Annotated in this window: 17 protein-coding genes; 8 read left to right on the forward strand and 9 right to left on the reverse strand. The window is 71.9% G+C overall.

The annotated features are described in order from the left end of the window. Nucleotides 1–44 precede the first annotated feature (44 nt). From EUA94_RS18490 to EUA94_RS18500, 3 genes are read left to right on the forward strand one after another with little or no spacing between them, the layout of a single operon-like run. Nucleotides 45–848 (forward strand): N-formylglutamate amidohydrolase, encoded by an 804-nt coding sequence (locus EUA94_RS18490; protein WP_207210618.1) that lies wholly within the window; start codon nt 45–47, stop codon nt 846–848. Further along, nucleotides 845–2017: a peptidase MATCAP family protein gene (locus EUA94_RS18495; RefSeq protein WP_207210620.1), complete on the forward strand. Its 1173-nt coding sequence runs from the start codon at nt 845–847 to the stop codon at nt 2015–2017. The genes EUA94_RS18490 and EUA94_RS18495 overlap by 4 nt, the downstream gene beginning before the upstream one ends. Then, nucleotides 2014–3054: a glutathione synthetase gene (locus EUA94_RS18500; RefSeq protein WP_129428370.1), complete on the forward strand. Its 1041-nt coding sequence runs from the start codon at nt 2014–2016 to the stop codon at nt 3052–3054. The genes EUA94_RS18495 and EUA94_RS18500 overlap by 4 nt, the downstream gene beginning before the upstream one ends. A 4-nt stretch (nt 3055–3058) precedes the next feature. Here EUA94_RS18500 and EUA94_RS18505 read toward each other — a convergent pair whose 3' ends face one another. Next, the gene (locus EUA94_RS18505; RefSeq protein WP_129428371.1) at nt 3059–3364 is read right to left on the reverse strand and encodes a hypothetical protein; all 306 of its coding nucleotides are present in this window, start codon (nt 3362–3364) and stop codon (nt 3059–3061) included. Nucleotides 3365–3382: 18 nt separating this feature from the next. Between EUA94_RS18505 and EUA94_RS18510 the strand changes: the two genes are divergently transcribed. Both EUA94_RS18510 and EUA94_RS18515 read left to right on the forward strand, forming a co-directional pair. Beyond that, nucleotides 3383–4294 carry an MBL fold metallo-hydrolase gene (locus tag EUA94_RS18510; protein WP_129428372.1) on the forward strand — a complete coding sequence of 304 codons (912 nt, stop codon included), beginning with the start codon at nt 3383–3385 and terminating at the stop codon, nt 4292–4294. Between the two features lie 127 nt (nt 4295–4421). Beyond that, nucleotides 4422–5435: a hypothetical protein gene (locus EUA94_RS18515; protein ID WP_129428373.1), complete on the forward strand. Its 1014-nt coding sequence runs from the start codon at nt 4422–4424 to the stop codon at nt 5433–5435. Between the two features lie 14 nt (nt 5436–5449). Here EUA94_RS18515 and EUA94_RS18520 read toward each other — a convergent pair whose 3' ends face one another. After that, on the reverse strand, nt 5450–9133 hold the full coding sequence (locus EUA94_RS18520; protein ID WP_165357029.1) for an AAA family ATPase: 3684 nt from the start codon (nt 9131–9133) through the stop codon (nt 5450–5452). 239 nt (nt 9134–9372) lie between these two features. Between EUA94_RS18520 and EUA94_RS18525 the strand changes: the two genes are divergently transcribed. Then, a complete protein-coding gene (locus EUA94_RS18525) occupies nt 9373–11100 on the forward strand; it encodes an MFS transporter (protein WP_129428375.1) in 1728 nt (575 codons plus the stop codon). 6 nt (nt 11101–11106) lie between these two features. Here EUA94_RS18525 and EUA94_RS18530 read toward each other — a convergent pair whose 3' ends face one another. Both EUA94_RS18530 and EUA94_RS18535 read right to left on the reverse strand, forming a co-directional pair. Beyond that, the gene (locus tag EUA94_RS18530; protein WP_129428376.1) at nt 11107–12273 is read right to left on the reverse strand and encodes a sterol desaturase family protein; all 1167 of its coding nucleotides are present in this window, start codon (nt 12271–12273) and stop codon (nt 11107–11109) included. A gap of 18 nt (nt 12274–12291) precedes the next feature. Beyond that, entirely contained in the window at nt 12292–13251 is a 960-nt protein-coding gene (locus tag EUA94_RS18535) for a 1,4-dihydroxy-2-naphthoyl-CoA synthase (RefSeq protein WP_129428377.1), read from the reverse strand. 60 nt (nt 13252–13311) lie between these two features. On the opposite strand from EUA94_RS18535, the gene EUA94_RS18540 reads away from it, so the two are divergent. Both EUA94_RS18540 and EUA94_RS18545 read left to right on the forward strand, forming a co-directional pair. Then, nucleotides 13312–13749, forward strand: coding sequence for a nitroreductase family deazaflavin-dependent oxidoreductase (locus tag EUA94_RS18540; protein WP_129428378.1), 438 nt, complete (start codon nt 13312–13314; stop codon nt 13747–13749). 31 nt (nt 13750–13780) lie between these two features. Further along, nucleotides 13781–15097: an MFS transporter gene (locus EUA94_RS18545; protein WP_242494958.1), complete on the forward strand. Its 1317-nt coding sequence runs from the start codon at nt 13781–13783 to the stop codon at nt 15095–15097. A 151-nt stretch (nt 15098–15248) separates the two neighbouring features. On the opposite strand, the gene EUA94_RS18550 is transcribed toward EUA94_RS18545, so the two are convergent. From EUA94_RS18550 to EUA94_RS18570, 5 genes are all read right to left on the reverse strand, one after another. Continuing rightward, nucleotides 15249–15848 carry an ACT domain-containing protein gene (locus EUA94_RS18550; protein ID WP_129428379.1) on the reverse strand — a complete coding sequence of 200 codons (600 nt, stop codon included), beginning with the start codon at nt 15846–15848 and terminating at the stop codon, nt 15249–15251. 44 nt (nt 15849–15892) lie between these two features. Further along, nucleotides 15893–17680 (reverse strand): exodeoxyribonuclease V subunit alpha, encoded by a 1788-nt coding sequence (gene recD, locus EUA94_RS18555; RefSeq protein WP_129428380.1) that lies wholly within the window; start codon nt 17678–17680, stop codon nt 15893–15895. Further along, nucleotides 17677–21021 carry a UvrD-helicase domain-containing protein gene (locus EUA94_RS18560; protein WP_129428381.1) on the reverse strand — a complete coding sequence of 1115 codons (3345 nt, stop codon included), beginning with the start codon at nt 21019–21021 and terminating at the stop codon, nt 17677–17679. The genes recD and EUA94_RS18560 overlap by 4 nt, the downstream gene beginning before the upstream one ends. A 10-nt stretch (nt 21022–21031) precedes the next feature. After that, a complete protein-coding gene (gene recC, locus EUA94_RS18565) occupies nt 21032–24382 on the reverse strand; it encodes an exodeoxyribonuclease V subunit gamma (protein WP_129428382.1) in 3351 nt (1116 codons plus the stop codon). A gap of 61 nt (nt 24383–24443) precedes the next feature. Then, entirely contained in the window at nt 24444–25196 is a 753-nt protein-coding gene (locus tag EUA94_RS18570; protein ID WP_129428383.1) for a flavodoxin family protein, read from the reverse strand. Nucleotides 25197–25336: the final 140 nt, after the last annotated feature.

The raw sequence follows: 25336 nt of genomic DNA on the forward strand, positions 1-25336 counted from the left end.
GCGCGTGAGATGAGGGCGGGCGCCGACTCGGGTAGACAGGCGCCATGACGGACTTGGGAGGGACGTCGGACGTCGTCACGTTCGAAGGCAGCTGGGCGGGCCCGGTGGTCGCCACGTCGGTGCACGCCGGCCACGGACTGCGGGCCGAGATCGCCGACGCGATGGTGCTCGACGAGGCGACGCGGCTCCGCGAGGAGGACCCGTTCACCGACCGCATCGCCGCGGTCGTGGCGGACCGGGTGGTCACCACCCGGTCGCGCTTCGAGGCGGACCTCAACCGGCCGCGGCGCGAGGCGATCTACCGCCGTCCCGACGACTGCTGGGGCCTCGACGTGTGGCACGGCGGCGAGCTGTCCGACGAGCTCGTCGAGGGGAGCCGGGCGACGTACGACGCCTTCTACGACGCCCTCGCGCCCCGCCTCGACGCCCTGGCCGAGCGTGGGCCGTTCGTCCTGCTTGACGTGCACTCCTACAACCACCGGCGCGACGGCGCGGACGCGCCGCCCGCCCCGGTCGCGGACAACCCGGAGGTCAACGTCGGCACCGCCAGCATCGACCGCGAGCGGTTCGGTCCGCTGGTCGACCGGTTCGTCGCCGAGCTGGGCGCCACGGAGCTCGGCCCTGGCTCCGTCGATGCGCGCGAGAACGTCGCCTTCGAGGGTCGCCAGCTGGCCTGGTGGGTCCACGACCGCTACCCCGGCGCGGGCTGCGTCCTCGCACTGGAGTTCAAGAAGACCTTCATGGACGAGTGGACCGGCGAGGTCGACGACGAGGCACTGGACCGCGCGCGGGCGTCGCTGGCGGCGACGATGCCCGGCCTCGTGGAGGAGCTGGAGAAGCTGCGGTGATCGAGTCCGGCGAGGGGCTGAGCGCGTCCGACCTCGCGGTCGACCACCAGCTCGCGCTGCTCGCGGGCAGCTTCCGGTTCCTGCTCGACATCACGCCGGTCGACGCCGACGACCTGCGCGACGGCTTCATCGAGGGGCGCGACCCCGATCCCGCATTCACCTACCGCGAGCTCGAGGCCGACCTCGCCGTCGTACGCGCCGAGCTGGCGTCCGTCGACCTCGGTGACGTGGATGACCCAGTGCTGGGGCAGCTGCTGCGCGCCAAGCACCGCGAGATGGAGCTCCAGCTCGACATGCTCGAGGCGCGCGACAGCGACGACTTCCTGCCGCTGAGCGTGGAGCTGTACGGCGGTGTCTCGCCGGCCCTGCGCGCCCAGGCCGAGCGGCTGCTCGCCGGCATCACCCGCACCGAGCCGTCCGACGAGGCGCTCGACGCCCAGGAGTTCCTGGCGCTGGCCGAGGCGGAGATCGAGCTCTACCGCGCCGAGGACCCCGACCTCGACATGCACGCCGAGATCCGCGCCGACGTCAACGGCGTGATGGTCTCCGGCGACGTCCTGATGATCGGCCCGGAGACCAAGGTCCAGCAGGCGCGGGCCCAGGCGCTGCTCCACCACGAGGTCGGCACCCACCTCGTCACCCAGGCCAACGGCAGCCGCCAGCCGATCAAGGTGCTGGGCGTCGGCCTGGCCGGCTACGACGAGACCCAGGAGGGTCTCGCCGTGCTCGCCGAGATCGCGTGCGGCGGGCTCACCGCGTTCCGGCTCCGCCAGCTCGCAAGCCGCGTGGTGACCGTCCACCGCTTGATCGGCGGCGCGTCGTTCGCCGAGGCCCACGAGGCGCTCGTCGCCGACGACTTCCCCGAGGGCAGCGCCTGGACGACGGTGATGCGCGTCTATCGCTCCGGCGGCATGACCAAGGACGCGATCTACCTCCGCGGGCTCGTCGAGCTGCTCGAGCACCTCGGCGCCGGTGGCTCGCTCGACCGGCTCTGGCTCGGCAAGTTCTCGTTGCGCGACCTGCCGCTGATCGGCGACCTGGAGGATCGCGGCCTGCTCCGCAAGCCGCGGATCCTCCCCAGATACCTGAACGACCCGCAGTCCCACGCGAACCTCGCGCGGGCGGCCGGGACCGAAGATCTCGGCACACTCCTGGAGGGACACGCATGAAGATCGGATTCGTCGTCAACGACATCGACACCGAGAAGGCGGAGTACACGACCAACCGCCTCGCGATGGCGGCCAAGGAGATGGGCCACGAGGCCTGGTACATGGGGATCGGCGACTTCGCGTACGAGCCCGACGGCTCGCTGAGCGTCAAGACCCGTACGGGCCACGCGAAGACGTACCGCTCCCTCGAGCGCCACCTGGCCGACGTGCAGAAGCCCGACGTCGAGCAGATGATCCCGATGGCCGACTTCGACGTGGTGATGCTGCGCAACGACCCGGCCGACGACGCGGAGAGCGACCCGTGGCGCAACAACGCCGGCGTCGCCTTCGGCCAGCTGATCGCCTCCAGCGGCGTCCTGGTCGTCAACGACCCGACCAGCCTCGCCAACGCGCTCTCCAAGGCGTACTTCCAGCACTTCCCCGAGATCGTGCGGCCGCGCACGCTGATCTCGCGTGACGAGGGCATGATCGAGGACTTCATCAAGGACCTCGGCGGCAAGGCCGTGCTCAAGCCGCTGCAGGGCTCCGGCGGAGCGGGCGTCTTCCTCGTCGACCGCAAGGAGGCCCCGAACCTGACGCAGATCATCGAGGCCATCTCGCGCGACGGCTACGTCGTGGCGCAGGAGTACCTGCCCGAGGCCAAGAAGGGCGACGTGCGGATGTTCGTCATGAACGGCCAGCCGCTGATGGTCGACGGCAAGTACGCCGCGTTCCGCCGCACCAACACCACCAAGGACATCCGCTCGAACATGTCCGCCGGCGGCAAGGCGACGAAGGCCGCGGTCACCGACGCGATGCTGGAGATGGTCGAGATCGTGCGGCCCAAGCTGGTGAGCGACGGGATGTTCCTCGTCGGTCTCGACATCGTCGGCGACAAGCTGATGGAGATCAACGTCTTCAGCCCCGGCGGCCTCGGCAGCGCGCAGGCCCTCTACGAGGTCAACTTCGCGCCGGCGATCATCGCCGAGCTCGAGCGCAAGGTGAACATCCGCAGGCACTACCCGGAGATCGACAACCGCACGCTCGCCACGAGCTGAGGCCTCAGTCGATCCCCCAGCCCTCACGGAACTCGTCGGGACTCAGCGTCACGAGCTGGCTCCGCATCACCTCGAGGAGGACCGCGGCGGCCTCGGGGCCACCGGCCGGCACGCGGAGCTCGAGCCCGCCGTCGCGCCGGCGGCGGATGACGACGTGCCCCTCGTTGGTCAGCTCGAACCGCCCGCCGGCCATCGCGCACCACAGGTCGAGGGCTCCCGCAACGACCCGCCCGAGGCGCTCACGAGGCCGTGGCTCGACGTCGGCTGTGTAGATCTTGTCGGCCGTCAGCGGATCGAGGGTCGACGTCATGGATCCACCCTAGGCCGCGTGACCGAAAGCCCGCCTCGAGCCTCGATGCCGCTGCTACAGTCCGGCCGTGAGCGCCGCATGAAGGTCGAGATGCTCGGTGTCCGAGGCTCCACTGCGGCGCCCGGCGCCGACTTCGTGCGCTACGGCGGACACACGTCCTGCCTCGCGATCACCACTGAGGACGGCGACCGGCCCACCCTGGTGCTCGACGCCGGCACGGGCCTGAGGTCGCTGACGGCGATGCTCGGCGGTGCCGCGTTCGACGGGTCGATCGTGCTCAGCCACCTGCACTGGGACCACCTGCAGGGCTTGCCGTTCTTCGCCGCGGGGGACCGCGACGACGCACGGGTGGACTTCTACGTGCCGGCACAGGACGGTCGTTCGGGGCGCGACCTGCTGGCTCAGTCGTTCTCTCCTCCGTCGTTCCCGATCACGCCCGAGGGCCTGCGCGGGACGTGGGGGTTCTACACGCTGGAGCAGGGCGCGCACGAGATCGAGGGCGTGATGGTCACCGCCGTCGAGATCGAGCACAAGGGCGGCCAGACGTACGGCCTGCGAGTCGATGCCCCGGAGGGTTCGTTGGCCTATCTCCCTGACCACGCGCCCGCTGCCGGAGTGTCCGCCGAGCTGCTGGCGATGCTCGACGGCGTCGACGTGCTCGTCCACGATGCGCAGTTCCTCGAGGGAGAGCGGCCGGTCGCCGTGGACTACGGGCACTCGACCGTCCAGGACGCCGTCAAGCTCGGTGCGGACTGCCGGGTGGGCAAGGTCGTGCTGTTCCACCACTCGCCCGCCCGCACCGACGAGGCCCTGGACGCCATCGCGGGGTGGTCGAGTGACCTGTCCGCCGATGTGACCGTCGTCGTCGCGCGTCAGGGCATGACCCTCGACGTACGTCGCGACACGCACCAGGAGATCGGGACGGCCTAGACCAGTGGCCGGGTAGTTCGAAGGCCTGTATCAGCCTTGCGGTGAGGGACACCTAGGTCATTGACGGCCGGGCCTCGTGGCACGCACAGTGGCCGGTGGTCTCGGAGACTGAAAGGAACCCGGACTCGTGTCCTTCCCAGCATCGTCTCGTCGCAAGAAGCTCGCCCTCGCGATCGCAGCAGGCCTGGCGGTCGCGCTCAGCGGTGCGGTGACCAGCGCCGCTCCGGCCGCTAACACGGCCCCGGTCGTGGTGGTCGTCGACAGTGTGACGTCCGACGTGGTCATCCCGTCGGGCCTCCCGGGCGCGGCACTGCCGTACGTCGTGGTGAAGGCGGGCGGCACGATCCGCGTCACCGTCAGCTTCCTCGACGCCCTGGGCCAGCCCGCGGCGTTCACCAAGGACACGAGGCTGACGGTCTCGAGCAACGTCGGCACCCTGTCGAGCACCACCGGCCTGGCCCGCGCGGGCGAGCAGAGCGCCGTGGTCGCGACGAGCCTGACGGCTCCCGTCAACCGGGTGGTGCTCACCGTCGGAGCCGGATCCGGTCCGAAGGCTCCGGCCGCAGGAACGTCCTACGTCCCGGGCGTCAAGGACCTCCGCTTCGACGTGCTGTCCGACCTGAGCCCCGCCCTGACGGCCACGAACGGATCAGCCTTTGCGGCGGGCTTCGGTGGTCAGGACAGCTGCGTCCAGGCGACCGAGGCTGCGCCCGTCTGCGAGGTCGTCCTGCTGCCGCGAGGCGCCGGCTCGCAGGTGCTGCTGTCGGTCGGCGTGTGCGACACCGACCGGACGTCGACCTACGCACCCTGCTTCCGGGGAGCGAAGGGCGTGGTCGGCGGTGCCGTCGCCCAGGCGCTGTTCTCCCAGCCGTCGTCCCCTTACGAGGTGGACTCTCCTGCGACGATCATCGTCAAGTGCGACAAGACGCTGTGCGGCGGCGGTTCGATCCGCGGCGTGAGCGTCATCTACTCGCTGCTCGGCAACGGGTCGCTGGCCGCCGCGGACGCGTGTCCTGCCAAGAACACCATGGCCGCACCCGCGACCCCGTGCGTCGACTACGTGCAGAGCAAGCGTGACGGCTCCGGTGACACCCACCTCTACCTGCTCACCGATCGCGACATCCGGACCGGCATCGGCTGAGTCGACGAGCGCGGTCAGCCCGGTCGGGCCACACCCAGCGAGGCGAGTGTCTCCTGCGCGCGTCGTCCGGCGGGGTCCTCGCCCGCGCCCGACGAGCCGGCCAGGGCCGCCAGCTCGGCGAGCACGAGCGCCTGCTCGAGCAGGTCTCCGTCGCGCTCGGCGAGCTCCAGCCCGGTGGTGAAGGCGGATCGAGCGGCGTCCGCCCGGCCGTCGAGCACGTGATCGCGGCCGACCAGCCTCTGGTGGGTCGCGCTCCGGTGCTCGTCGTCGATGAGGACGAGGACGTCGCTGGCCTGCCGTGACTGTCCGGCGTCCTGCAGGAGCTCGGCCAGCACCAGGTCAGTGGTCACGACCTCGTCGGACTCCCCGAGCGTGTCGAACCGGGCTCGCGCCTCGCTCAACAGCGCGACCGCCTCGTCGAGACCACCGGATCCTGCGATGGCGCGGGCCTGCTCCCGCTGGGCCAGGGCCACGAGCTCCTCGTCCTCCACCGCGCGCGCGATCCTCAGGACGTCCGGGAGCAGGGCCCGCGCCTCGGCGTACCGACACTGGCGCACCAGGATCTCGGCCTGGTTGTACAGCGCGTTCCCCTCGGCGGCGGTGTCGCCGATGCGTCGGAAGAGGTCGGCAGCGTTCCGGAAGCTGGCCAGGGACTCGTCCCAGCGTCCGGCCGTGACGTCCTGGGCGGCCAGGTTGTTGAGGCACCAGCCCTGGTGCCGCAGGTCGCCGAGCTCGGTGTACGCCTGCAGCGCGAGCCGACCGTACGGGTACGGCTCCTCCCGACCGGAGCCCGCGTACACGTGGTTCAGCACCTCGTACGCCGCCGCCAGCGTGGTCTTGTCGACCGACTCCTCGGCGTACCTCGCTGCCAGTTGGGCCCAGTGGAAGGCGTCGTCGAGTCGACCCTGGCGGAACCGGCTGTCGGCGTAGCGTCGGGCGAGCTGGGAGCGGGCGATGTCGACGTCCGCGCCCGTCATGCCCTCGAGCCCGTGCAGACCGCGCGAGATCCTGCGCATCGCCACCGGGTGGTTGCGTCGGCGCTGGTCGATCCGCGCCTCCTTCTCGATGATGCCGGCGATGGCGACGGGGTCGCCTCGAAGGTTCCTGCGCGCCAGGGCGTACGCGTCCCCCGCCTCCCGGGACAGTCCGACCAGCCATCGGGAGTCGGCGAGCTTCTCGTACACGCGTGCCAACGCCCTCGGCTCCGCGTCGGTCTGGGTGCACGACTGGGCGGCTCGGGCGTAGAACTCGATGGCCTCGCCGTGCGCGTACTTCGCCACAGCGCGCTCACCGGCCAGCAACGAGTAGATGTACGACTTGTCGTGGCGGCCGGCGTGGAAGAAGTGCAGCGACAGCACCTCGCACTGGCTCTCGGGCGTCGCCGAGGAGCGCTCGATCGCTCGACTCACGTGGTCGTGGAGGACCTGTCGACGCCTGAACGGGAGTCCTTCGTAGGCGACGTCCCGCAACAACCCGCTGCGGAACCGGATGCCACCGCGCTCGTCGCGCACGAGGAAGTCCCCCAACCGCCCCATCGCGCCCGCCGGGACCCGGACGTCCTGCTCCTCGAGCAGCCGGTCCAGCGCCGTCTCGTCGACCATCATCCCCAGGACGGCGGCGTAGCGCAGGGCGGACCGGTCGGCGGGGTGGAGGCGGTCGATCTGGCTGGTGAGCAGCGCCTCGACAGACTCGGGAAGCCCAGCCGCCGAACCCGAGCGGCCGACCGCCCGCACCAGGGCCTCGAGGAACATGGGGTTCCCACCTCCGCGCCGGGCCAGGTCGACCACTGCGTGGGCAGGGACCGGATGGTCCTCGAGGGCGTCCTGGACGAGCTGGAGCGCGGCGTCCGGCGCGAGCGGTCCCGGGCGCAACGGGATGACGTGGGAGTCCTCCGCGGGGACGAAGCCGTGCTCGTCCTCGCGCCGGGTCACCATGATGAGCCAGGGTCGGTCCCGCGCTTCGGCCGAGAGCCGCTGCAACAGGTCGGACGAGGACTCGTCGATCGCGTGCACGTCCTCGACCAGAAGGACTGTCGGCGCGTCCAGCAGGGCGCCGAGCAGCTCGGCGATGACGTCCTCGAGCCGTACCTTGCGGAACTCCTCCTCGATCTCCTCGACCTCTCGGGTGGGCTCCATGTCGACGTCCATCGCGATGCCGATGAGCGGCAGGAACGGCACCAGGTCCGGGGCCTCGGCGACCACCCGGTCGCTCACGAGGGCGGCGACACCTTCGGGCTCCAGGTCCGCAGCGAGGCCGAGGACGTCGCGCAGCAGGCGACGGAAGGGGAAGTACGCCGTCGACGACTCGTACTGCTCGCACGGACCCGTCACGACCGTGATGTCGTCGACCCCGGTGAGCGCCTCAGCGACTAGACGGGACTTGCCGATGCCCGCCTCGCCGACGATGTCGAGGATCCGACCCCGTCCGGAACGTACGTCGGCAAGCGCCTGGTCGATGACCGCCGTCTCGTCAGCCCGTCCGACCAGCGGGAGCGCTGCGCGGTCCTCGTGACGGGCGCCGACCACCTCCCCGAGCGCGACGGCGCGCACCGGCTTCGACTTCCCCTTCACCATGAACGGTGGCAGCTCGGTGGTGTGGAAGAGCGTCTGCGAATGGGCGACCACCTCGGTGGTCGCGAGTGCCTGCCCGGGCACCGCCTTGCCCATGACCCGGGCGGCGAGGTTGATGGCGTCGCCCTTCACCGAGAACGTACGACGGAACGACGGGCCGAAGTCGCCGGCGAACACGTGTCCGCGGTTGATGCCGATCCGCAGCGGCAGCACGCCGGCGCGATCGAGGACCTGACGCGCGACGCGCAGCATCCGCTCCTCGTCGTGGTCGGCGCTGCGAGGGGCCCCGGCGGTCAACATGATCTTGCCGCCGTCGCGATTGATGTCGGTCTCGAAGAACGTGACCTCGTGGTCGGCACACGCGTGCTGCACGTTGCGTACGACCTCGTCCAGCGCGTCCGCGAGGGCGCCGGGCCCGGCTGAGACGAGCAGGTCGTCGGTCCCGGAGAACTGCACGAAGGCGACGCTGATCAGTCGGTGCTCCGGATCCGTTGCGCCGCTGAGGAGATGGGCGCGGATCGGCGGTGGGAGCACGCCGAGGGGATCGATCTGGGACGGGGGCTCCTCGTCGTCCTGGGCGACGAGCAGGCGAGGCGGCGCCGACCGGAGCAGCCGCCCGTCCAGCAGCACCGGGCCGAGGAGCCGCGGCTCGAGCAGCGCGGCCGTGGTGGGGCTGAGGCCGATCTGGCCGGCCGCGGCCGCTGCCTCGGTCTCCGCGGTGATGCTCGCGCCCGGCCCGCTGATCAGCAGTTCGCGGTGGACGTCCGGGTCGCCGACGAGGAAGAAGTCGAAGTCGCCGCTGTGCACGCCCACCGACATCCGCAGCACGACCGTGCCCGACGTGGTGGGGAGCCGGCCGATCACCTTCAGCTTCGCGCGCATCCGGTGGGATGCGCGGGCTGCGCGGTGTGCGTGGTCGTCCCCCTGGAACAACAGCAGGACGGCGTCGCCTCCCCACTTGATGAGGTCGGCGCCGTCGTCGCGGACCTCGTCGAGCAGGCCGGCGAAGGTCGCGCTGAGGATGTCGCTCATCTCCTCGGCGCCGACCTTGCCCTTGCGTGCGAGCCGTTCGGTGAGCCTGGTGAAGCCGGAGATGTCGACGAACGCAACGGTTCCGTTGACTCGCATGTGCCGGTCGTCGTCACTGCTGGACACCCAGCGCCCGAGGAGCCGAGGCACGTAGGGCATGAGGCTTGCGACGTCCCGCTCCGCGCTGGAGGTCATGGCCCCTCCCCGGTGCCTCACGTGGAGCGGAGTCTAGGGGGAGATACCGGCGGCCCTCCGGCCGCGAGCTCGCGGTCTATACCGCCGAGGAGATTCCGTCCTGATATCACCTTCGTCGCTCAGGTGCCCCTAGTGTCGCGAAAATGACGACAGCGGGACCGCCGGACACCGACGCGCAGGACCCCTCGCCGAGTCCGGGGTTCGCCGCTGGGGTCCGCACCTCGGTGCGGGAGCTCGGCGGCTCGATCGCCGCGGTGTTCCGCAATCCCGGCCTGCGACGCGTGGAGCTCGCGCTCGTCGGATCGATGATCGGCGACTGGGCGTTCGCCACCGCCGTGGTCGTGTGGGCCTACAGCGTCGGTGGGGTCACAGCGGTCGGCGTGTGGACGGCCATCCGACTGACCCTGATGGCCCTCACGGCACCCTTCGCCTCCACGCTCGTGGACCGGCTACCGCGCAAGCGCGTCATGGTCGCGTCCGACCTGCTGCGGTTGGTCCTGGTCACCGCGGCAGGAGTGTGCCTCGTCCTCGACACCCCGGCCGCGCCGATCTTCGTGCTGGCCACCTTGGCGGGACTGCTCGGGACACCGTTCCGCTGTGCCCAGCGATCGCTGATGCCCGCCCTCGCCTCCACCCCCGAGGAGCTCACCGCGTCGAACGGCACCGGGAGCACGATCGAGAGCCTCTCCTTCTTCATCGGGCCTATGCTGGGAGCCCTGCTGATCGCCGCCTCCAGCGTCGAGGTCGTCTTCTTCCTCAACGCGATCACCTTCGCCTGGTCGATGGTGATGGTCCTCGGCATCCACGTCCCGCACCGCGACGAGCCGGACCGACCGACCAGTGCGGACCCGGATGACGAACCGGCGAAGGAGAGCTTCGCGGCCGAGGTCTCCGGCGGATTCCGTGCCATCGCTGCGGACCGCGACCTCGCGGTGGTCATCTGGCTCGTCTCGGCCCAGACGATCGTCGCGGGGGCGTCTGCGGTCTTCCTGGTGGTGATGGCCGTCGACGTGCTCGGCACCGGACCTGAGGGGGTCGGCTACCTCGACTCCATCCTCGGAGTCGGCGCCATCCTGGGTGGCTTCTTTGCCATCTCCCGTGCGTCGAAGCGGAGTCTCGCGCAGGACCTCACGGTGGGGGTGGTGCTGTGGGCCGCGCCGCTGCTCCTGATCACGGCGTGGGCCTCACCCGTCACGGTGCTCGCGGCCGTGGCGCTGCTCGGCTTCGCGAACCCCCTGGTCGACGTCAACCTCGACACCATCGTGCAGCGCCTGGCGCCCGACGCGGTCATGGGCCGGGTCTTCGGCGCCCTGGAGACCTGCGTGATCGCGACGATGGCCCTCGGCGCAGCGCTGATGCCGGTGCTGATGAACGCGTACGGCCTGCGGACGTCCCTGGCCGTGGTCGGCGTGGGGGTGACGGCCCTGTCCCTCCCGTTCCTGCCCCGCATGCGGCGCCTCGATGAACGCCTCACGGCACCGGCCGGACTGGACCTGCTCACGGCGATCCCGATGTTCGTCCCGCTCACCCCCGCCACTGTCGACGGGCTCGCTCGCAAGCTGGTGCGGGTGACCGTGCCCGCCTCCGGTGTCGTCGTGACCGAGGGCGAGGAGTCCGACCGGTTCTTCATCATCGAGTCGGGCCTGGTCGACGTGATGCACGACGGCGCCGTGCTGCGGCAGGAGGGTCCGGGCGACTTCTTCGGGGAGATCGGGCTGCTCCGCGACGTACCGCGGACCGCCACCGTGGTCGCGGTCGCGGACACCGTCCTGCTGGCGCTCGGGCGCGACGACTTCCTGGCCGCGGTCACCGGGCAGAGTGAGGCGTTCCGTGCTGCCGACGACGTGGTCTCGTTCCGCCTGACGGTCTGATCGACCTCAGGCGACGCCGGCCGCTGTGCGACGGGCGTACGCCCAACCCGGTCGCCGCAGCAGCGACGACCAGCGGTCGTGCCAGGTGTCCGCGGTCGCCACGTCGGCGGCGATGTCGCGCCACTCGTGGGTCGCGATGCGGAGCGGGTTGAAGGTGTCGATGTTGGCGGTCAGGCCGTAGACGACGGGCTCGTCCTCCTCCTCGAACGTCCCGAACAGTCGGTCCCAGAGGATGAGGATGCTGCCGTGGTTGCGGTCGAGGTAGTCGCGATTGGAGCCGTGGTGAACCCGGTGGTGTGAGGGCGTGTTGAACACCTTCTCCATCCAGCCGAGGCGCTGGATCGCCTCGGTGTGGATCCAGAACTGGTAGATCAGGTTGATGCCACGGGCCTGCTCGATCAGCGCCGGGCGTACGCCGGCCAGCGCAAGCAGGCCGTAGGGGACGGTGAGGGTGACGCCCTCGGCGACCGGCTGGCGCAGGGCGGTCGAGAGGTTGTAGCGCTCGCTGGAGTGGTGCACCGAGTGGACGGCCCAGAGCCAGCGGCTCTCGTGGCTGAGCCGGTGGTTCCAGTAGTAGATGAAGTCCCAGCCGAGGACGGCCGCCACGGCCGCCCAGCGGCCACGGCCGAGGTCGAAGGGTGAGCGGGCGAACAGGACCTTGCCACCGGTCAGCGCGGCCCAGGTCGTCGAGGTCACCAGCGCCGTCGACGCGACGGCGCTGGCGGCGAGTGCCCCGTGCGTCCTCTGCGGGCCGTTCCTGGCGACGGCCCGGTCGCGGGGGTGCACAGCCGGGCCCAGCCGGATCCCGGCCAGCTCCTCCTGCACCTCGCGGACCTCCGCCGGCACGGTCTGCGGGTCCGGGAGCCGGCCGTCACGCACCCGTCGTCGTACGACGTCACCGACTGTGGTCAGCACCGCCGTCGCCGCGCCGATCGCCAGCAGCGTCCGGCCGTGCTTGCCGACCCCGAGGGTGACGGGATCGAGCAGCCGCCGCGCGACGTACGGCGCGGCCAGGCTGCCGACGCCCATGCTCAGGCTCGCGAGCGTGTCGGCCAGCTGGTAGTCGCCCGCCCGCGTGCCGGGCTCGACAGGGTGCGTCCGCTGCCAGGCGTACTCCGCGACCATGGCGCCCACGAAGGCGGGGATCGCCGCGACGGTCAGGTCGATCTTCATGCGCGCATCCTGGGTGGCTCAGTAGTACCAGGGGTAGGGCGACCAGTCGGCCTCGCGCTTCTCGAGGAACTGGTCGCGGCCCTCCTGCGCCTCGTCGGTCATGTAGGCCAGGCGGGTGGTCTCACCGGCGAAGAGCTGCTGGCCGACCAGGCCGTCGTCGAGGAGGTTGAAGGAGTACTTCAGCATCCGCTGGGCGGTCGGTGACTTGCCGTTGATCTTGCGGCCCCAGTCGAGGGCGACCTTCTCGAGCTCGGCGTGCTCGACGACGCGGTTGACCGCGCCCATGCGGTGCATGTCCTCGGCGTCGTACTCGTCGGCGAGGAAGAAGATCTCGCGGGCGAACTTCTGCCCGACCTGGCGGGCGAGGTAGGCCGAGCCGTAGCCGCCGTCGAACGACCCCACGTCGGCGTCGGTCTGCTTGAAGCGCGCGTGCTCGCGGCTCGCGAGGGTGAGGTCGGCGACGACGTGGAGGCTGTGCCCGCCGCCGGCGGCCCAGCCCGGGACGACGCAGATGACGACCTTGGGCATGAAGCGGATGACCCGCTGGCACTCGAGGATGTGGAGGCGCGCGAGCTTGGCCTGGTCGATCGCCGGTGTTGATGGGTGCTGGGGCGGGGCGCCGGCGTCGTCGTGTCCGGAGGTCCCCTCGGTCTCGTACTGGTAGCCGAACCGGCCGCGGACGCGCTGGTCGCCGCCGGTGCAGAAGGCCCACTTGCCGTTCTTCGCGCTCGGGCCGTTGCCAGTGAGGAGTACGCAGCCGACGTCGGCCGACATGCGCGCGTGCTCCAGCGTGCGCAGCAGCTCGTCGACGGTGTGCGGGCGGAACGCGTTGAGCACGTCGGGCCGGTCGAAGGCGATGCGTACGGTGCCGTGCTCGCGGGCGCGGTGGTAGGTCAGGTCGGTGAGGTCCTCGAAGCCCGGCACCACGTCCCAGGACTCGGGGTCGAAGATCTCGCTGACACCGTCGATCGCGCTCATGGCGCGAGGCTATCCGTGCGGGTGTGGAAGAGGGCGGTCGCCCGTGGTGTTGTGGCAGACATGGCACTGACTGGAACCTATGTCCCGAGCGCGACCGAGTGGGTCCGCAAGAACGTCGAGGAGTTCGAGGCCACCGACGGTGAGAAGGGCGGCACGCTGCCCGGTACGAAGTACCCGATCGTGGTGATCACGTCGGTCGGGGTGTCCTCGGGCAACCTCCGCAAGAACCCGGTGATGCGGGTCGAGCGCGACGGCGCCTACCTCGCGGTGGCGTCGAAGGGCGGTGCTCCGGAGGACCCCGTGTGGGCCGACAACTTCCGCCAGCACCCCGAGGTCGACCTCCAGGACAAGGCCGAGAAGCACACCTACCGCGTGCGCGAGCTGGACGGCGACGAGTACGACAGCTGGTGGGAGCACGCGGTCGCGACGTGGTCGACGTACGCCGAGTACAAGAAGAAGACCGACCGCAAGATCCCGCTCTTCCTGCTCGAGCGGTGACCTGCGGGGCCCGGTGGCCCACAATGACGCAGTGACCACTCAGGCGGCTCCGCGCTCGGCCTTCGACGAACCGGTCGACGCACCCCCGGCCCGCTGGATCGGGTCGCTGGTGCTGCTCAACCTCGGCCTGATGGCCGGCTGGTTCGGGCCGATCCAGGTGCTGCTCGCCCAGCAGGCGGACCGGGTCGCGTCCGCCGAGGCCGGCGGGCTCAGCAAGGAGCTGCTGCTCTCGGTCGTGCTGTTCGTCGGGGCGATCATCTCGCTGCTGGCCAACCCGGTCTGGGGCGCGTTCTCGGACCGTACGCGCTCGCGCCTGGGCCGCCGCGTGCCGTGGGTGATCGGCGGCGTCGTGATCGGCGCGGTCGGCCTGCTGCTGCTGTCGGTGGCCGACAACGCCGTCACGATGGTGCTCGCGTGGAGCCTGGTGCAGCTGGCGCTCAACGCGGCGTGGGCCGGCGGCACCGCGGCCGTCCCCGACCAGGTGCCCGTCGGGCGGCGCGGGCTGATCGGCGGGATGATCGCGATCGCCGGGACCGTCGGCGTCCTGCTCGGGATCAAGATCGCCGAGCTCACCGGCTCGATCACCCAGGGCTACGTCGTGATCGCGGTCGTGATGCTCGCGCTGTCGGTGCCCTACCTCCTCGGCTCGCGCGACATCGCGCTGCCCGCCGATCACGAGCTCGCACCGATGGACTGGAAGTCGCTGCTGCGCTCGTTCTGGATCTCGCCCAAGGAGCACCCCGACTTCGCGTGGGCCTGGGTCACCCGGTTCATGGTCAACCTCGGCAACTGGATCGCGCTCAACTACCTCTTCTACTACCTCACCGACGGCCTCGGGTTCACCGACGACGAGGCGACCGCGAAGCTCGGGATCCTGGTGCTGATCTACGGCGGCACGACCGTCGTCACCACGGTGGCCGTGGGCCACTGGAGCGACCGCATCGGTCGGCGCAAGGTGTTCGTGATCTGGTCGGGCGTACTGATCGGCACCAGCATGCTGGTGCTCGGCATCTGGCAGGCCTGGCCGGGAGCACTGCTCGCCGCCGTGATCCTGGGAGCAGGTTTCGGCGTCTACCAGGCCGTCGACTTCGCCCTGATCACCCAGGTGCTCCCGGCCGCGGACGGCCGCGCCAAGGACCTCGGCGTCATCAACATCGCCTCGGCCCTCCCGCAGGTCATCGCCCCCGCGGTGGCCGGGCTGATCCTGGTCGGCGTACGCGCGGCCGGTGGGTCCGTCGCGACCGGCGGTGAGTCGTGGTCGGTCGGCTACGGCGTCGTCTACGCCGTCGGCTTCGTGATGTGCGTCCTCGGCTCGGTCTTCGTGACCCGGATCAAGTCCGTCGCCTGACGCTGACCGGGCACTTCCTCGCGCTGTACGGCGCTGACCGGGTACTTCCTCGCGCTGAGCAACGAGAACCAGCGTGAGGAAGTGCCCGGTCGCCGCGTTGTAGCGCGAGGAAGTGCCCGGTCGGCAGGTTCCAGCGCGAGGAATCGCCCGGTCAGCGGGAGATGGTGATCGCGAGCCCGAGGAGGTGCTCGAGGCGGGCGAGCTCGGAGTCGAGGAACTCCGGTCCGCCGCGGCGGCCGATGAGCACGACGTCGTCGCCGAAGGGGGCGGCGGCCTCGACGTAGATCTCGTCGCCCGGCAGCCGCACGGGAGCGGTGATCGGGGCGAAGGAGAACTCCGTGGGGGCAGCGTCGGTCGCGTGGATGACGCGGTTGCCGTCGGCGGGGTGGACGCGTGCGGCCCAGTCCACGCGGAAGGCGATGGGGAGCAGGTCGACGAGCCGGTCGCGGGCGGTGCTGGGGTCCTCGGTGAGGGACTCGACGACCTCGAGGTCGAGAAAGAGGTTGCCGCCGGCGGCGTAGCGGTTGATCCAGAGCACGCTCACGCCGTCGAGCACGCTGCAGGCCGAGACGACCGAGTCGGGCATGACGCCCGGGACCATCTCGAGGAGCACGTCGTCGACTGCGAAGCCGTCGCGCTTCTCGACGATCTCGATGGCCTCGATGTCGCCGCCGGCCTCACCGATCGCGCTCGCGACGCGACCCAGCGACCCGGGGACGTCCGGGAGCTCGACGCGCAGGAGGTACGGCATGTGACGAGGCTATCGGGCCCCTGTGTCGGCGAGATTTCGGGCGCTCATCCGGTGGGACGCGCGTCGGGAGCGGCCGCGAGGCGCACGGCGAGGCCGCTCGCGCGCTGCGCCCGTCGGCCGATGGCGGCCCGGATCGCGGACTCCGACCCGACCACGCGTACGCGGGTGCGCGCTCGGGTCACCGCGGTGTAGAAGAGCTCGCGCGAGAGCAGGCGCGAATCCTCGTCGGGCAGCAGCACCGTGACGACGTCGGCCTGCGAGCCCTGCGACTTGTGGATCGTCATCGCGTGCATCGTCTCCACGTCGCCGAGCCGCGAGGGTGCCAGGTCGCGGGGACCATCGCTGGCGGCGATCACGGCGCGCGGACCGGCGGGCGTCAGCACGACCACGCCGCTGTCGCCGTTGTAGACGCCCAGCTGGTGGTCGTTGGCCGTGACCAGGAGCGGGCGCCCGACGTAGGCCCGCTCGAAGAGAGGGTCGCCGGTCTCGGCGGTGAGCCAGTGCTCGATGCGACGGTTCCAGTGGCGTACGCCGAACGGGCCGTCGCGGTGCGCGCACAGGAGCCGGTGGTGGTCGAGCGCCCGCAGCGCCCCGGCGATGTCGCCGCGCGCGGCTGCGTCGCGGACGGCCAGGGCGGCCGCCAGCGCCGTCGTCCGGATCCGCGGGGCCGGGTTGGTCTCGTCGACCCACTCGACGGCGTCATGGCCGGTGGCGAGCACGGCGAGCGCGCCGTCGGCGTCACCGGTGCGCAGCGCTTCGGCCAATTCGCCGATCTCCGGGCCGAAACGGTGGGTCGACTGCAGCGCCGTGACGGGCGAGTCGGCGCGCCCCTCGAACCCGCGGACCACGTCGCTCAGCACCGCGCCGGCCTCGACGGACGAGAGCTGGTGGGGGTCGCCGACCAGGACCAGCCGGGCGTCGGGCCGCACCGCCTCGAGCAGCCGCGCCATCTGGGTCAGCGACACCATGGACGACTCGTCGACCACGACGACGTCGTGGGGGAGCCGGTTGCCGCGGTGATGGCGGAACCGCGTGGAGTTGCCCGGATCGGGTCGCAGCAGCCGGTGCAGCGTGGAGGCGGTGACCCCGGCCAGCCGCACCCGGTCGCCCTCCTCGAACGCCTCGGCCTCCTGGTGCACCGCCTGCTGCAGTCGCGCCGCCGCCTTGCCGGTCGGCGCAGCGAGCGCGATCCGCAGCCCCGCGGGGTGCTGGTCGAGCAGCCCGACGAGCAGCGACGCGACGGTCGTCGTCTTCCCCGTCCCCGGCCCGCCGGTGAGGACGGTCGTCCACTGCCCGGCGGCGGCCAGGCACGCGGCCTCCTGCTCCTCGTACGTCGTGCCGGGGCGCGCGCGCCGCATCGCCGCGACGAGGCGCTTCATCGAGGCCGCCATCAGGTCGGGGTCGTACGCCGGGCTGGTGGCGGCGCGCGACATGAGGTCGTCGACGACCTGGCTCTCCTGCTCGTGGTAGCGGTCGAGGTAGAGCAGGTCGTTGTCCCAGCGGACCAGCCCGGACTCCACGAGCGGGCTGGCGGTGACCGCGGAAATCCACTCGGCCGGCGACGGCCACGGCAGGTCGGCCGGGTCGGCCACGGTCGCGAGGTCGAGGCAGACCGAGCCTCCGCGCACGGCCCGGACCGCGAGCGCGACCGCGAGGAGCACCCGCTCGTCGTCCTCGCGCCCGAGCCGGCCCAGGGCGCGGGCGACATGGACGTCGGCGCTCGTCAGCACGCCGGCACGGTTGAAGTCGGCGAGCAGGCCGGTCGCCCCGAGGGCGAGTCGCGCGTCGGTCGCGTCGACGGCCTCGAACAGGTCGCTCGTGCGGGTGCTCATGCGGGGACTCCGTCCAGCAGGTCGGACAGCGCGGTGACCAGCGAGACCGGCGGCTGCCACGAGAAGACCCCGCACGGGCGACCGTCGACGCTGGGCGTCTCCGGCCCGCACATGCCGCGGAGGTAGAGGTAGAGCACGCCGCCGAGGTGGTCGGCCGGGTCGTAGTCGGGCAGCCGCCAACGCAGGTAGCGGTGGAGGACGACGGTGTAGAGCAGCGCCTGGAGCGGGTAGTCGGAGTGGCCCATCGCCTCGTCGAGGACGGCGGGACGGTACTCCCAGGCGGTCGCCGGCGCGGTTCGGTCGCCGAGCCAGTTGGTCTTGTAGTCGATCGTCAGGAAGCGCGTGCGACCGTCGACCTGTACCCGGACCACCACGTCGATCGACCCCGTGAGGTAGCCCAGCAGTCGCTGGCCGGCGAGGTCCGGGTCCCCCGCCAGGGTGTCGGCGAAGGCGAGCAGCGGGTCGCCGACCGGCAGGTGCGCACGCAGCAGGGGACCGAGGTCGCCGAGCGCGACCTGGGCGGCGTCGCCGGCGGCGAGGTCCCCGCCCGCGAGCGGGATCTCGAAGTCGAGCTCGCGGAGGCGGTCGGGGAGGTGGACCTCCCGCAGTGTCAGCCCACCCGTGAGCGGTCCGAGCGGCGAGTCGCAGACGGCGACGAGGGCGTCGGCGAGCACGTCGGCGTCGACCTCGACGGCCCACCACGCGCGGTGCTCCTCGATCTGGTGGAGCAGCTCGGCCCGGAGGTCGGGCGCAGCGGGGTCGGTGTGCTCGAGCACCTCGTGCACCAGTGAACCGAACGCGGCGCCCACCGGCAGGTCGGCCATCGGCGACGCGACGGCCGCGAGGACGAGGTCGGCCTCGGGAGGCGGAGCGTCCTCGAGCGCCACGTCGAGCTCGGCATCGTCGAGGTCGGGGGCGTCGTCGGGCTCGGACAGGACCCGGTCGGGAGCACCGGTGTAGGGAGCGCCCGCGGCGGAGAGCGCGGAGTAGGACGTCCGGCGCCAGTCGGTGTCGACGTCGCGGTCGAAGGACCGCACCGACAGGTGCGGCAGCTCGCGCTCGATCGGAGTGGTGTCGACGACGCCCGGGGTCGCGAGCTCGGGCTGCGGACCGCCCGCGGACTTCCACCGCCCAAGGATGTCGACGACCTCGTCGTCGCCGAGGACGGACTGCTCGTCGCGGACGACCGGATGGCCGGGCGCGCGACCGAAGAGCATCCGGTGGAGGGGCGAGGGCGCGGTGTTGTTGGCGGTCGGGCAGTACCACGCGACGACCTGCGACTGGGCCCGCGTGAGCGCGACGTAGAGCAGTCGGAGCGACTCACCGGCGTCCTCGTGCCGACTGGCCGCGACGGCGGCGTTGTGCCAGGTGCTGGGTCCACCCACGTCGCGGCACCGCTCGCCGCCGGCGTCGTGGAAGAGGGGCACGTCCTCGTCGCGCACCCACCGGTCCCACAGCGTCGGGAGGTAGACGATCGGGTACTCGAGTCCCTTGCTGCCGTGGATCGTCACCAGCTGTACGGCGGCTGCGTCGGAGTCGAGCCGACGGGTGCGCTCGGAGGCGACCTCGAGCTTGTCGTCGGCGACCTGGGTCCGCAGCCAGCCGAGCAGCCCCACCACCCCGAACCGCTCGCTGACGGTCACCTTGTGCAGCGCCTCGCCGATGTGGCGCAGGTCGGTCAGGGTGCGCTCCCCACCGACCCTGCCCAGCACCCGGGCGACCAGTCCGTTCAGGACGGCGCTCTCCAGCACGGCCGCCACCCCACGCGCCACGAAGACGTCGGCGAGACGGCGTACGTGCTCGCTCAGGGCGTCGGTCGGGTCGTCGTCGGACTGGAGCTCCTCGGGGGTACGGCCGAAGAAGTCGGTCAGTGCCGCGGCCCGCACCCGGTCGGCGCGGTGCGGCTGCTCGAGCGCCTCGAGCAGGGTGAGCCACTGGGTGGAGGCCGCGGTCTTGAAGACCGAGCCGCCAGCGTTGAGCACGGCAGGTACGCCGACGGCGGCCAGCGCCTCCTGGGCGGCGAGCAGGTCGGCCCGCCTCGCCGCGAGGACGGCCACGTCCTTCGGCTCGACCGGCCGACGCTCGTCGTCGGGACCACCGGTCGCGACGGTGGCACCGCTGGTCAGCAGCCGCTTGATGTCCGCGGCGAGATCGGTGAGGACGTGCTGGCGCCAATCGCCGATGCGTGGCTTCTTGCGGCCGAGCTCCTCGTGGCGCACGACGCGGAGCCGGAACGGTTCGCCCGCACCCGCGAGCCGCGAGGTGGGGTGGTGCGCGGTGACGGGGTGCACGGTGATCCGCTCGTCGCCGAGCGCGGCGCCCTCGACCAGCACGTGGAGGGAGTCGAGCAGCGGCCTGTCGGCCCGCCAGTTGACGCCGAGGGTCTGGCGGGTGGTCGCGCGCTCGGCGGCGTCGAGGTAGGTGACGATGTCGCCGCCGCGGAAGGCGTAGATCGCCTGCTTGGGGTCGCCGATCAGCACGAGGGTCGCGGCGCCGTGGAACGCGCGCTGAAAGACCTGCCACTGCACCGGGTCGGTGTCCTGGAACTCGTCGATCAGCGCGACCTTCCAGCGCTGCCGCATCCGCGCACGGGCGGGCGAGTCGTCGGGTTCCAGCGCGTCGGCGAGCTGGCCGAGCAGGTCGTCGTACGACAGCACGCCGAGGCGTCGCTTGCGCCGGTCGATCTCGTCGAGGACGTCGCATGCGAAGCGCACCCGCGCTGCGGCGCGGCCGTCGGGATCGTCGGTGAGCGCCTCCTGCGGCGCCACCCGCGCCCGCGGGTCGTCGACGACCGCACGCGCGATGGTGAGGGCCTCGTCGCGGGTCCACGGCGCCTGCTCCTGGTGCGCGAAGAGCTGGAGGTAGCGGTCGTCGACGACCTCGTTGGTCAGCTGCTCCAGGTCCTCGACGAGCACGGCTCCGGTGTCGGTGTCGCCGGCCACGCCGAGGCTGCGGAGCACGAGCTGGCAGAACTGGTGGATGGTGGCGATCGTCGCGGCGTCGTAGGACGTCAGCGCATCGGTCAGCCGGCCGAGCCGGGTCGTACGCTCGGCCGCGTCGGCGTCGAGCAGCCAGTCGTGCAGCCGGTTGGCGGGGTCGGCGGTCGTCGGGTCGGCGAGCACCGCGGCGGCGTCGTCGAGCTGGCGGCGGACGCGGTCGCGCAGCTCCTGGCTGGCCGCCCGGGTGAACGTGACGACCAGCATCTCCTCGAGGGTCGTGACCCCCTCCGCGAGGTAGCGCGTCACGAGAGCGGCGATGGTCCAGGTCTTGCCGGTGCCGGCGCTGGCCTCGAGCAGCGTGGTCCCGCTCGGCAGCGGGCCGCAGATGTCGAAGGTGTCCATGGGCTCCACGTCAGATCGCCCGCACCAGCTCGTGCGACAGCAGCGGCGACCAGACCCGGAGGGCGTAGTGGCCGAGACGGTGGGGCGCCTCGCCCTCCTCGCCGGGGAGCAGCGGGGCGGCCAGCAGGTCGTAGGGGGCCGACTCGCCCCATGCGCGGACGTGCCACTGGTCGCCGTCCTCCTTGGGGAAGCCGGTCTCGTTGAAGCGCGGCGTCACCCACTCGGCGGCAGCCTTGGCGTCGGGATCGGCCTGTCCCTGCGCACCGATCTCGTGCTCCTCCGCAAAGGCCAGACTGGTCTTCACGGGCAGCGGCAGCGGCTCGCGCTGGCCGCGCTCCATCACGTCCACGAGGCTCCTGAGGTGGGTGCGGGCGTCCTCGGCGGTCATCGGACCCACCAGCGCGCGGCGACCGGAGCGGCCCCAGCGGCCGATCGTGTGGGCCGTCCAGTTCTCGTCGGTCCGGCCGGCGGCGAGCGCGAGGGCGTCGAGCCACGCGGCCAGGCGGTGCTTGGCGCCGAGGCTGGAGTAGCTCACCGCCACCAGGTTGTTGCCGAAGACGTTGCCGACGGTGCCGGTGAGCCGGCGGTCGCCGAGGTCGATGTCGACGTCGAGCGTGCGGACCGGGCCCGCGCGCAGCGGCACGGCTGCCTCGACCAGGGGGCGTACGCGCGTGACGATGTCGGTGAGCATCGCGGCCCCGAGGTCCTCCGGTGGCAGCAGGCCGCGCAGCTGTTCGGCCAGCATCGCCGCCTGCGGGTCGCCGCCGGTGAGCACGTCGCGCACCAGCCGGTCACCGACGTCCCACTTCTCCAGGCCGTCGAGCGTGATCGGGATGGCGTCCTTGGTCTCGTCGACGTCGTAGGGCGTGGTGATCCGGAGCCGGTGGCGCAGGAAGCTGCGCACCGGGTGGGCGAAGAACTCCTGGAGGTCGGCGAGCGAGACCTCCTCGACGACTTCGGGTGCCGGGAGCAGACCGGGCACGAGCGCGCGCGGGGCGGGCTGCGGCGCCCGAGCCGCCCGGGCCCCCGCGAGCGCGGTGCGGTCGAAGGAGAAGGGCCGGTCGAGGTCGTGGACCAGCGCGCCGGCCGTCAGGTTCGCCTCGTCGAAGGGCTGGAGCGGGTGGTGCACGACCACGTCGGGGCGTACGGCGGCCGCGCTGGTGCGGTCGAGGGTGTCGAGCAGCTCGCCGAGCGGCACGGCCGGCGGCTTGTCGTCGTTGGTGTGCTCGCCGCGTCCGGCATAGGTGATGACGAGGGTCTCGGTCGCGGCGCCGATCGCGTCGAGCAGCAGCTGCCGGTCCTCCGACCGGACGTCACGCTCGCCGGTGAGCGGTCGGCGGGCGAGCACGTCGTCGCCGTCGACCGACTCCAGCCGCGGGAAGACGCCGTCGTCGAGCCCGACGAGGCAGACGACCCGGTGCGGCACCGATCGCATCGGCACCATCGTGCAGACGGTGAGCGTGCCGGTGCGGAAGTTGCTCCGGGTCGGCCGACCGCGCAGCCGGTGCCGCAGCAGGGCGCGTACGTCGGCATGACGCAGGCGGGTCTCGTGGTCACCGACGCCCGCCGAGATCCGCGCGAGCTCGCGGTCGAACTGCGCCACCCGCCACGCGTCGTCGGAACTGCTGGCGGTCAGCCCGTGCACCGCCCGGCCGAGGGCGTCGGTCCAGTCGGCGACCGACGTCGCGTCGGCCGCGGCGCGGACGAAGGTGTGGAGGCGGTCCACCATCTCGACGAAGCTGCCGACGAGGTCGAGGTCCCCGTCGCCCACGTCGTCCAGGGGCAGCGTGGTTCGCACGAACCGGTGGCCGTCGCCCGACATCGCCGCGCCGAGGAGCACGCGCTCGAGGCCGGCGAGCCAGGTGTTGGCGTCGAGGTCGAGGCCGAAGGCACCGCGGTGGTCGCGGTCGTAGCCCCACCGGATCGCGGCCTGGTCGACCCAGCGTGCCATCCGCTCGAGGTGGTCGTCTGTGAAGCCGAAGCGCGCCCGCACCGGCTCGGTGGCGGCGAGGTCGAGGACCGCTGTGGCGGCCATCCGACCGGCGGCCAGCTCGACCAGGTCGGCCGCTACGCCCAGCAGGGGGTTGGTCGCCCCCGGCGACCGGTCGGCGAGCCGGACCCTGAGTCGGTGGGCCGGGTGGCCGACGTCCTCGTGCGTCACGTCGGCGAGGCCGAAGCCGGCCGAGATGAGGGGAGCGTAGGTCTCGATGTCGGGACACATCACGAGGATGTCGCGCGGCTCGAGGGTGGGGTCGTCCTGCAGGAGCCCCACCAGGACCTCGCGCAGCACGTCGACCTGGCGGGCGGTGCCGTGACAGGCGTGCACCTGCACCGACAGGTCGGTGTGTGCGCGGACACGCGAGGCGATGGTCGCCGGATCCGGGGAGCGATTGGCCCGGAGGTCGGCCTGGAGCCACCCGAGGAGGGTCGTGGGGTCGGCGAAGCCCGCAGCCAACTGCTCGGTCTCCAGCTCGCCCAATGTGCGGCGCAGCTCGCGGCTGTCACGCCCGAGGGAGGCCAGGAGCGGGTGCTCGACCACGCCGGCCGAGCCGTCCTCGCCGCGCGCGACGGGGCCGACGAGGGCCGTCGGGGCCAGCGCCGCCCAGAGCACGGGCGAGGGCTGCGGCAACCAGAGGTGCACGTCACGCTGCTCGCCGAGCGCGCGCAGCAACTCGACCTCGGTCACCGGCAGGCGCGTGTGCCCGAACAGCGAGAGCCGGCCGGGAAGGTCGAGCCCCGCGTCGCCGGCCGCCAGGCGCGCGAGCGTCGTCGCGTGGCGTACGTCGGGCGCGGGCGCCTCCACGCGGTCGACGAGGCGGCGCCAGAGCTCGGCCTGCCAGCGCAGGTCGGTGGCGAGCGGGACGCCGTCGCCATCGGTGTCGTCGCCGGCGCGCCAGTCGCGGACGAGCTGCGGACGCTGGACGGCGTAGGAGCTGAAGAGTCCCGCCAGCCGGCGCGCGACGGCGTAGCGCCGCGCGGAGCGCTCGTCAGTCGGGTCGCCGTGCCCGAGGTGACGGCTGAGGTCGGAGAAGCCGGGTTCGTCGAGGCAGCCGTCGATGACCTCGAGCAGCGGCCAGGCCAGCCGGTCGGGGCTCCACGGATCTTCGGCATCGCGGTCGAGCAGCATCGAGACGAGCGAGTGGGGCGTCACGAAGTCGACGCCCGCGCACACCCCGTCGCCACCACGCGCGCCCACTCCCAGGCGGTGCGACAGCCGTTGCGTGAGCCAACGCTCGACGCCGCGGGCGGGCACGACCACGACCTCGCGGGCGAACGGGTCGGCGAGCGGGGTGACCAGCAGGTCCGCCAGGCCGTCGGCGAGCGCGTCGGTCCGCTCGGCGGTGTGCAGGTGCAGGGTCACGCGGCCACCCTATGAGCGCCGACCGACACGAGCGCGCGGCCGTCCCCAGCCGGCCCGCCGGTCAGCGGTACTCGGGGTTGGGGTGGTCGGGGTCGGAGAGGTCCCAGTTGCGGGTGCTGTTGCCGTGGGCCGGGATGCCGCCGGCGTCCTTCAGGCCGCGGGCCGCGTGCAGCATGTTCCACGCGGCGAAGACCGTGTTGCGGGTCGTCCAGTGGTTCTGCGCGCCCCGGTCGTCGTCGAGGTACGACGGCCCGGGCCCGGCCTCGCCGTTCCAGTAGGCGTCGACCTGCGGCGGGATGGTGAAGCCAATGTGGCTCAGGGCGTAGAGCATCTGCGCCGCACAGTGCTTGCCGCCGTCCTCGTTGCCGGTGATCACGACGCCGCCGACCTTGCCGTAGTAGCTCCACTGGCCGGCGGCGTTGACCTCGCCGGACCAGCCGTAGAGCCGCTCGATCGCCAGCCGGGTCTGCGAGGACTGGTCGCCCAGCCAGATCGGTGTGGCCAGGATGACGATGTCGGCCGGCGCGACGAGGGTGCGGTAGATGTCGGGGAAGTCGTCGATCTCCCAGCCGTGCTCGCGCATGTCGGGCATGACGCCGGGCGGGATGACGTGGTCGACCAGGCGTACGACGTCGACACTGGCGCCGACCCCCTCGAGCACCCGCCGACTGATCTCCAGGAGACCGTCGGTGTGGCTCGGAGCAGGGGAGCGCTTGAGGGTGCCGTTGAGGATGACGACCCGCAAGTCGTCGTAGCCGGTCGTTGCCGCGGCAACCTCTGCGTCGATGAACGTTGCCACGCTGTCGGGGATCATTCCGCGAGCCTAGGAGGAAGAAGGGCCCCGGTGTGGTGCTGAGTCCTTACGGTCTTCTTGCGCACGACGGCCGGCCATCCGTGCGTGACGGAGGCCGGCCGATGCGGGGGGGGGGGGGGGGGGGGGGGGGGGGGGGAGAG

The organism is Nocardioides zhouii, assembly GCF_004137345.1.
Taxonomy (GTDB): domain Bacteria; phylum Actinomycetota; class Actinomycetes; order Propionibacteriales; family Nocardioidaceae; genus Nocardioides; species Nocardioides zhouii.

What these genes read in the sequence shown, in the direction of transcription:
- EUA94_RS18550 (WP_129428379.1), bottom strand. Translation starts at nt 15,848, where the DNA reads ATGCCGTACCTCCTGCGCGTCGAGCTCCCGGACGTCCCCGGGTCGCTG.
- EUA94_RS18535 (WP_129428377.1), bottom strand. Translation starts at nt 13,251, where the DNA reads ATGAGCGCGATCGACGGTGTCAGCGAGATCTTCGACCCCGAGTCCTGG.
- EUA94_RS18540 (WP_129428378.1), top strand. Translation starts at nt 13,312, where the DNA reads ATGGCACTGACTGGAACCTATGTCCCGAGCGCGACCGAGTGGGTCCGC.
- EUA94_RS18520 (WP_165357029.1), bottom strand. Translation starts at nt 9,133, where the DNA reads ATGCGAGTCAACGGAACCGTTGCGTTCGTCGACATCTCCGGCTTCACC.
- EUA94_RS18560 (WP_129428381.1), bottom strand. Translation starts at nt 21,021, where the DNA reads ATGGACACCTTCGACATCTGCGGCCCGCTGCCGAGCGGGACCACGCTG.
- recD (WP_129428380.1), bottom strand. Translation starts at nt 17,680, where the DNA reads ATGAGCACCCGCACGAGCGACCTGTTCGAGGCCGTCGACGCGACCGAC.
- EUA94_RS18530 (WP_129428376.1), bottom strand. Translation starts at nt 12,273, where the DNA reads ATGAAGATCGACCTGACCGTCGCGGCGATCCCCGCCTTCGTGGGCGCC.
- EUA94_RS18490 (WP_207210618.1), top strand. Translation starts at nt 45, where the DNA reads ATGACGGACTTGGGAGGGACGTCGGACGTCGTCACGTTCGAAGGCAGC.
- EUA94_RS18500 (WP_129428370.1), top strand. Translation starts at nt 2,014, where the DNA reads ATGAAGATCGGATTCGTCGTCAACGACATCGACACCGAGAAGGCGGAG.
- EUA94_RS18525 (WP_129428375.1), top strand. Translation starts at nt 9,373, where the DNA reads ATGACGACAGCGGGACCGCCGGACACCGACGCGCAGGACCCCTCGCCG.
- EUA94_RS18570 (WP_129428383.1), bottom strand. Translation starts at nt 25,196, where the DNA reads ATGATCCCCGACAGCGTGGCAACGTTCATCGACGCAGAGGTTGCCGCG.
- EUA94_RS18505 (WP_129428371.1), bottom strand. Translation starts at nt 3,364, where the DNA reads ATGACGTCGACCCTCGATCCGCTGACGGCCGACAAGATCTACACAGCC.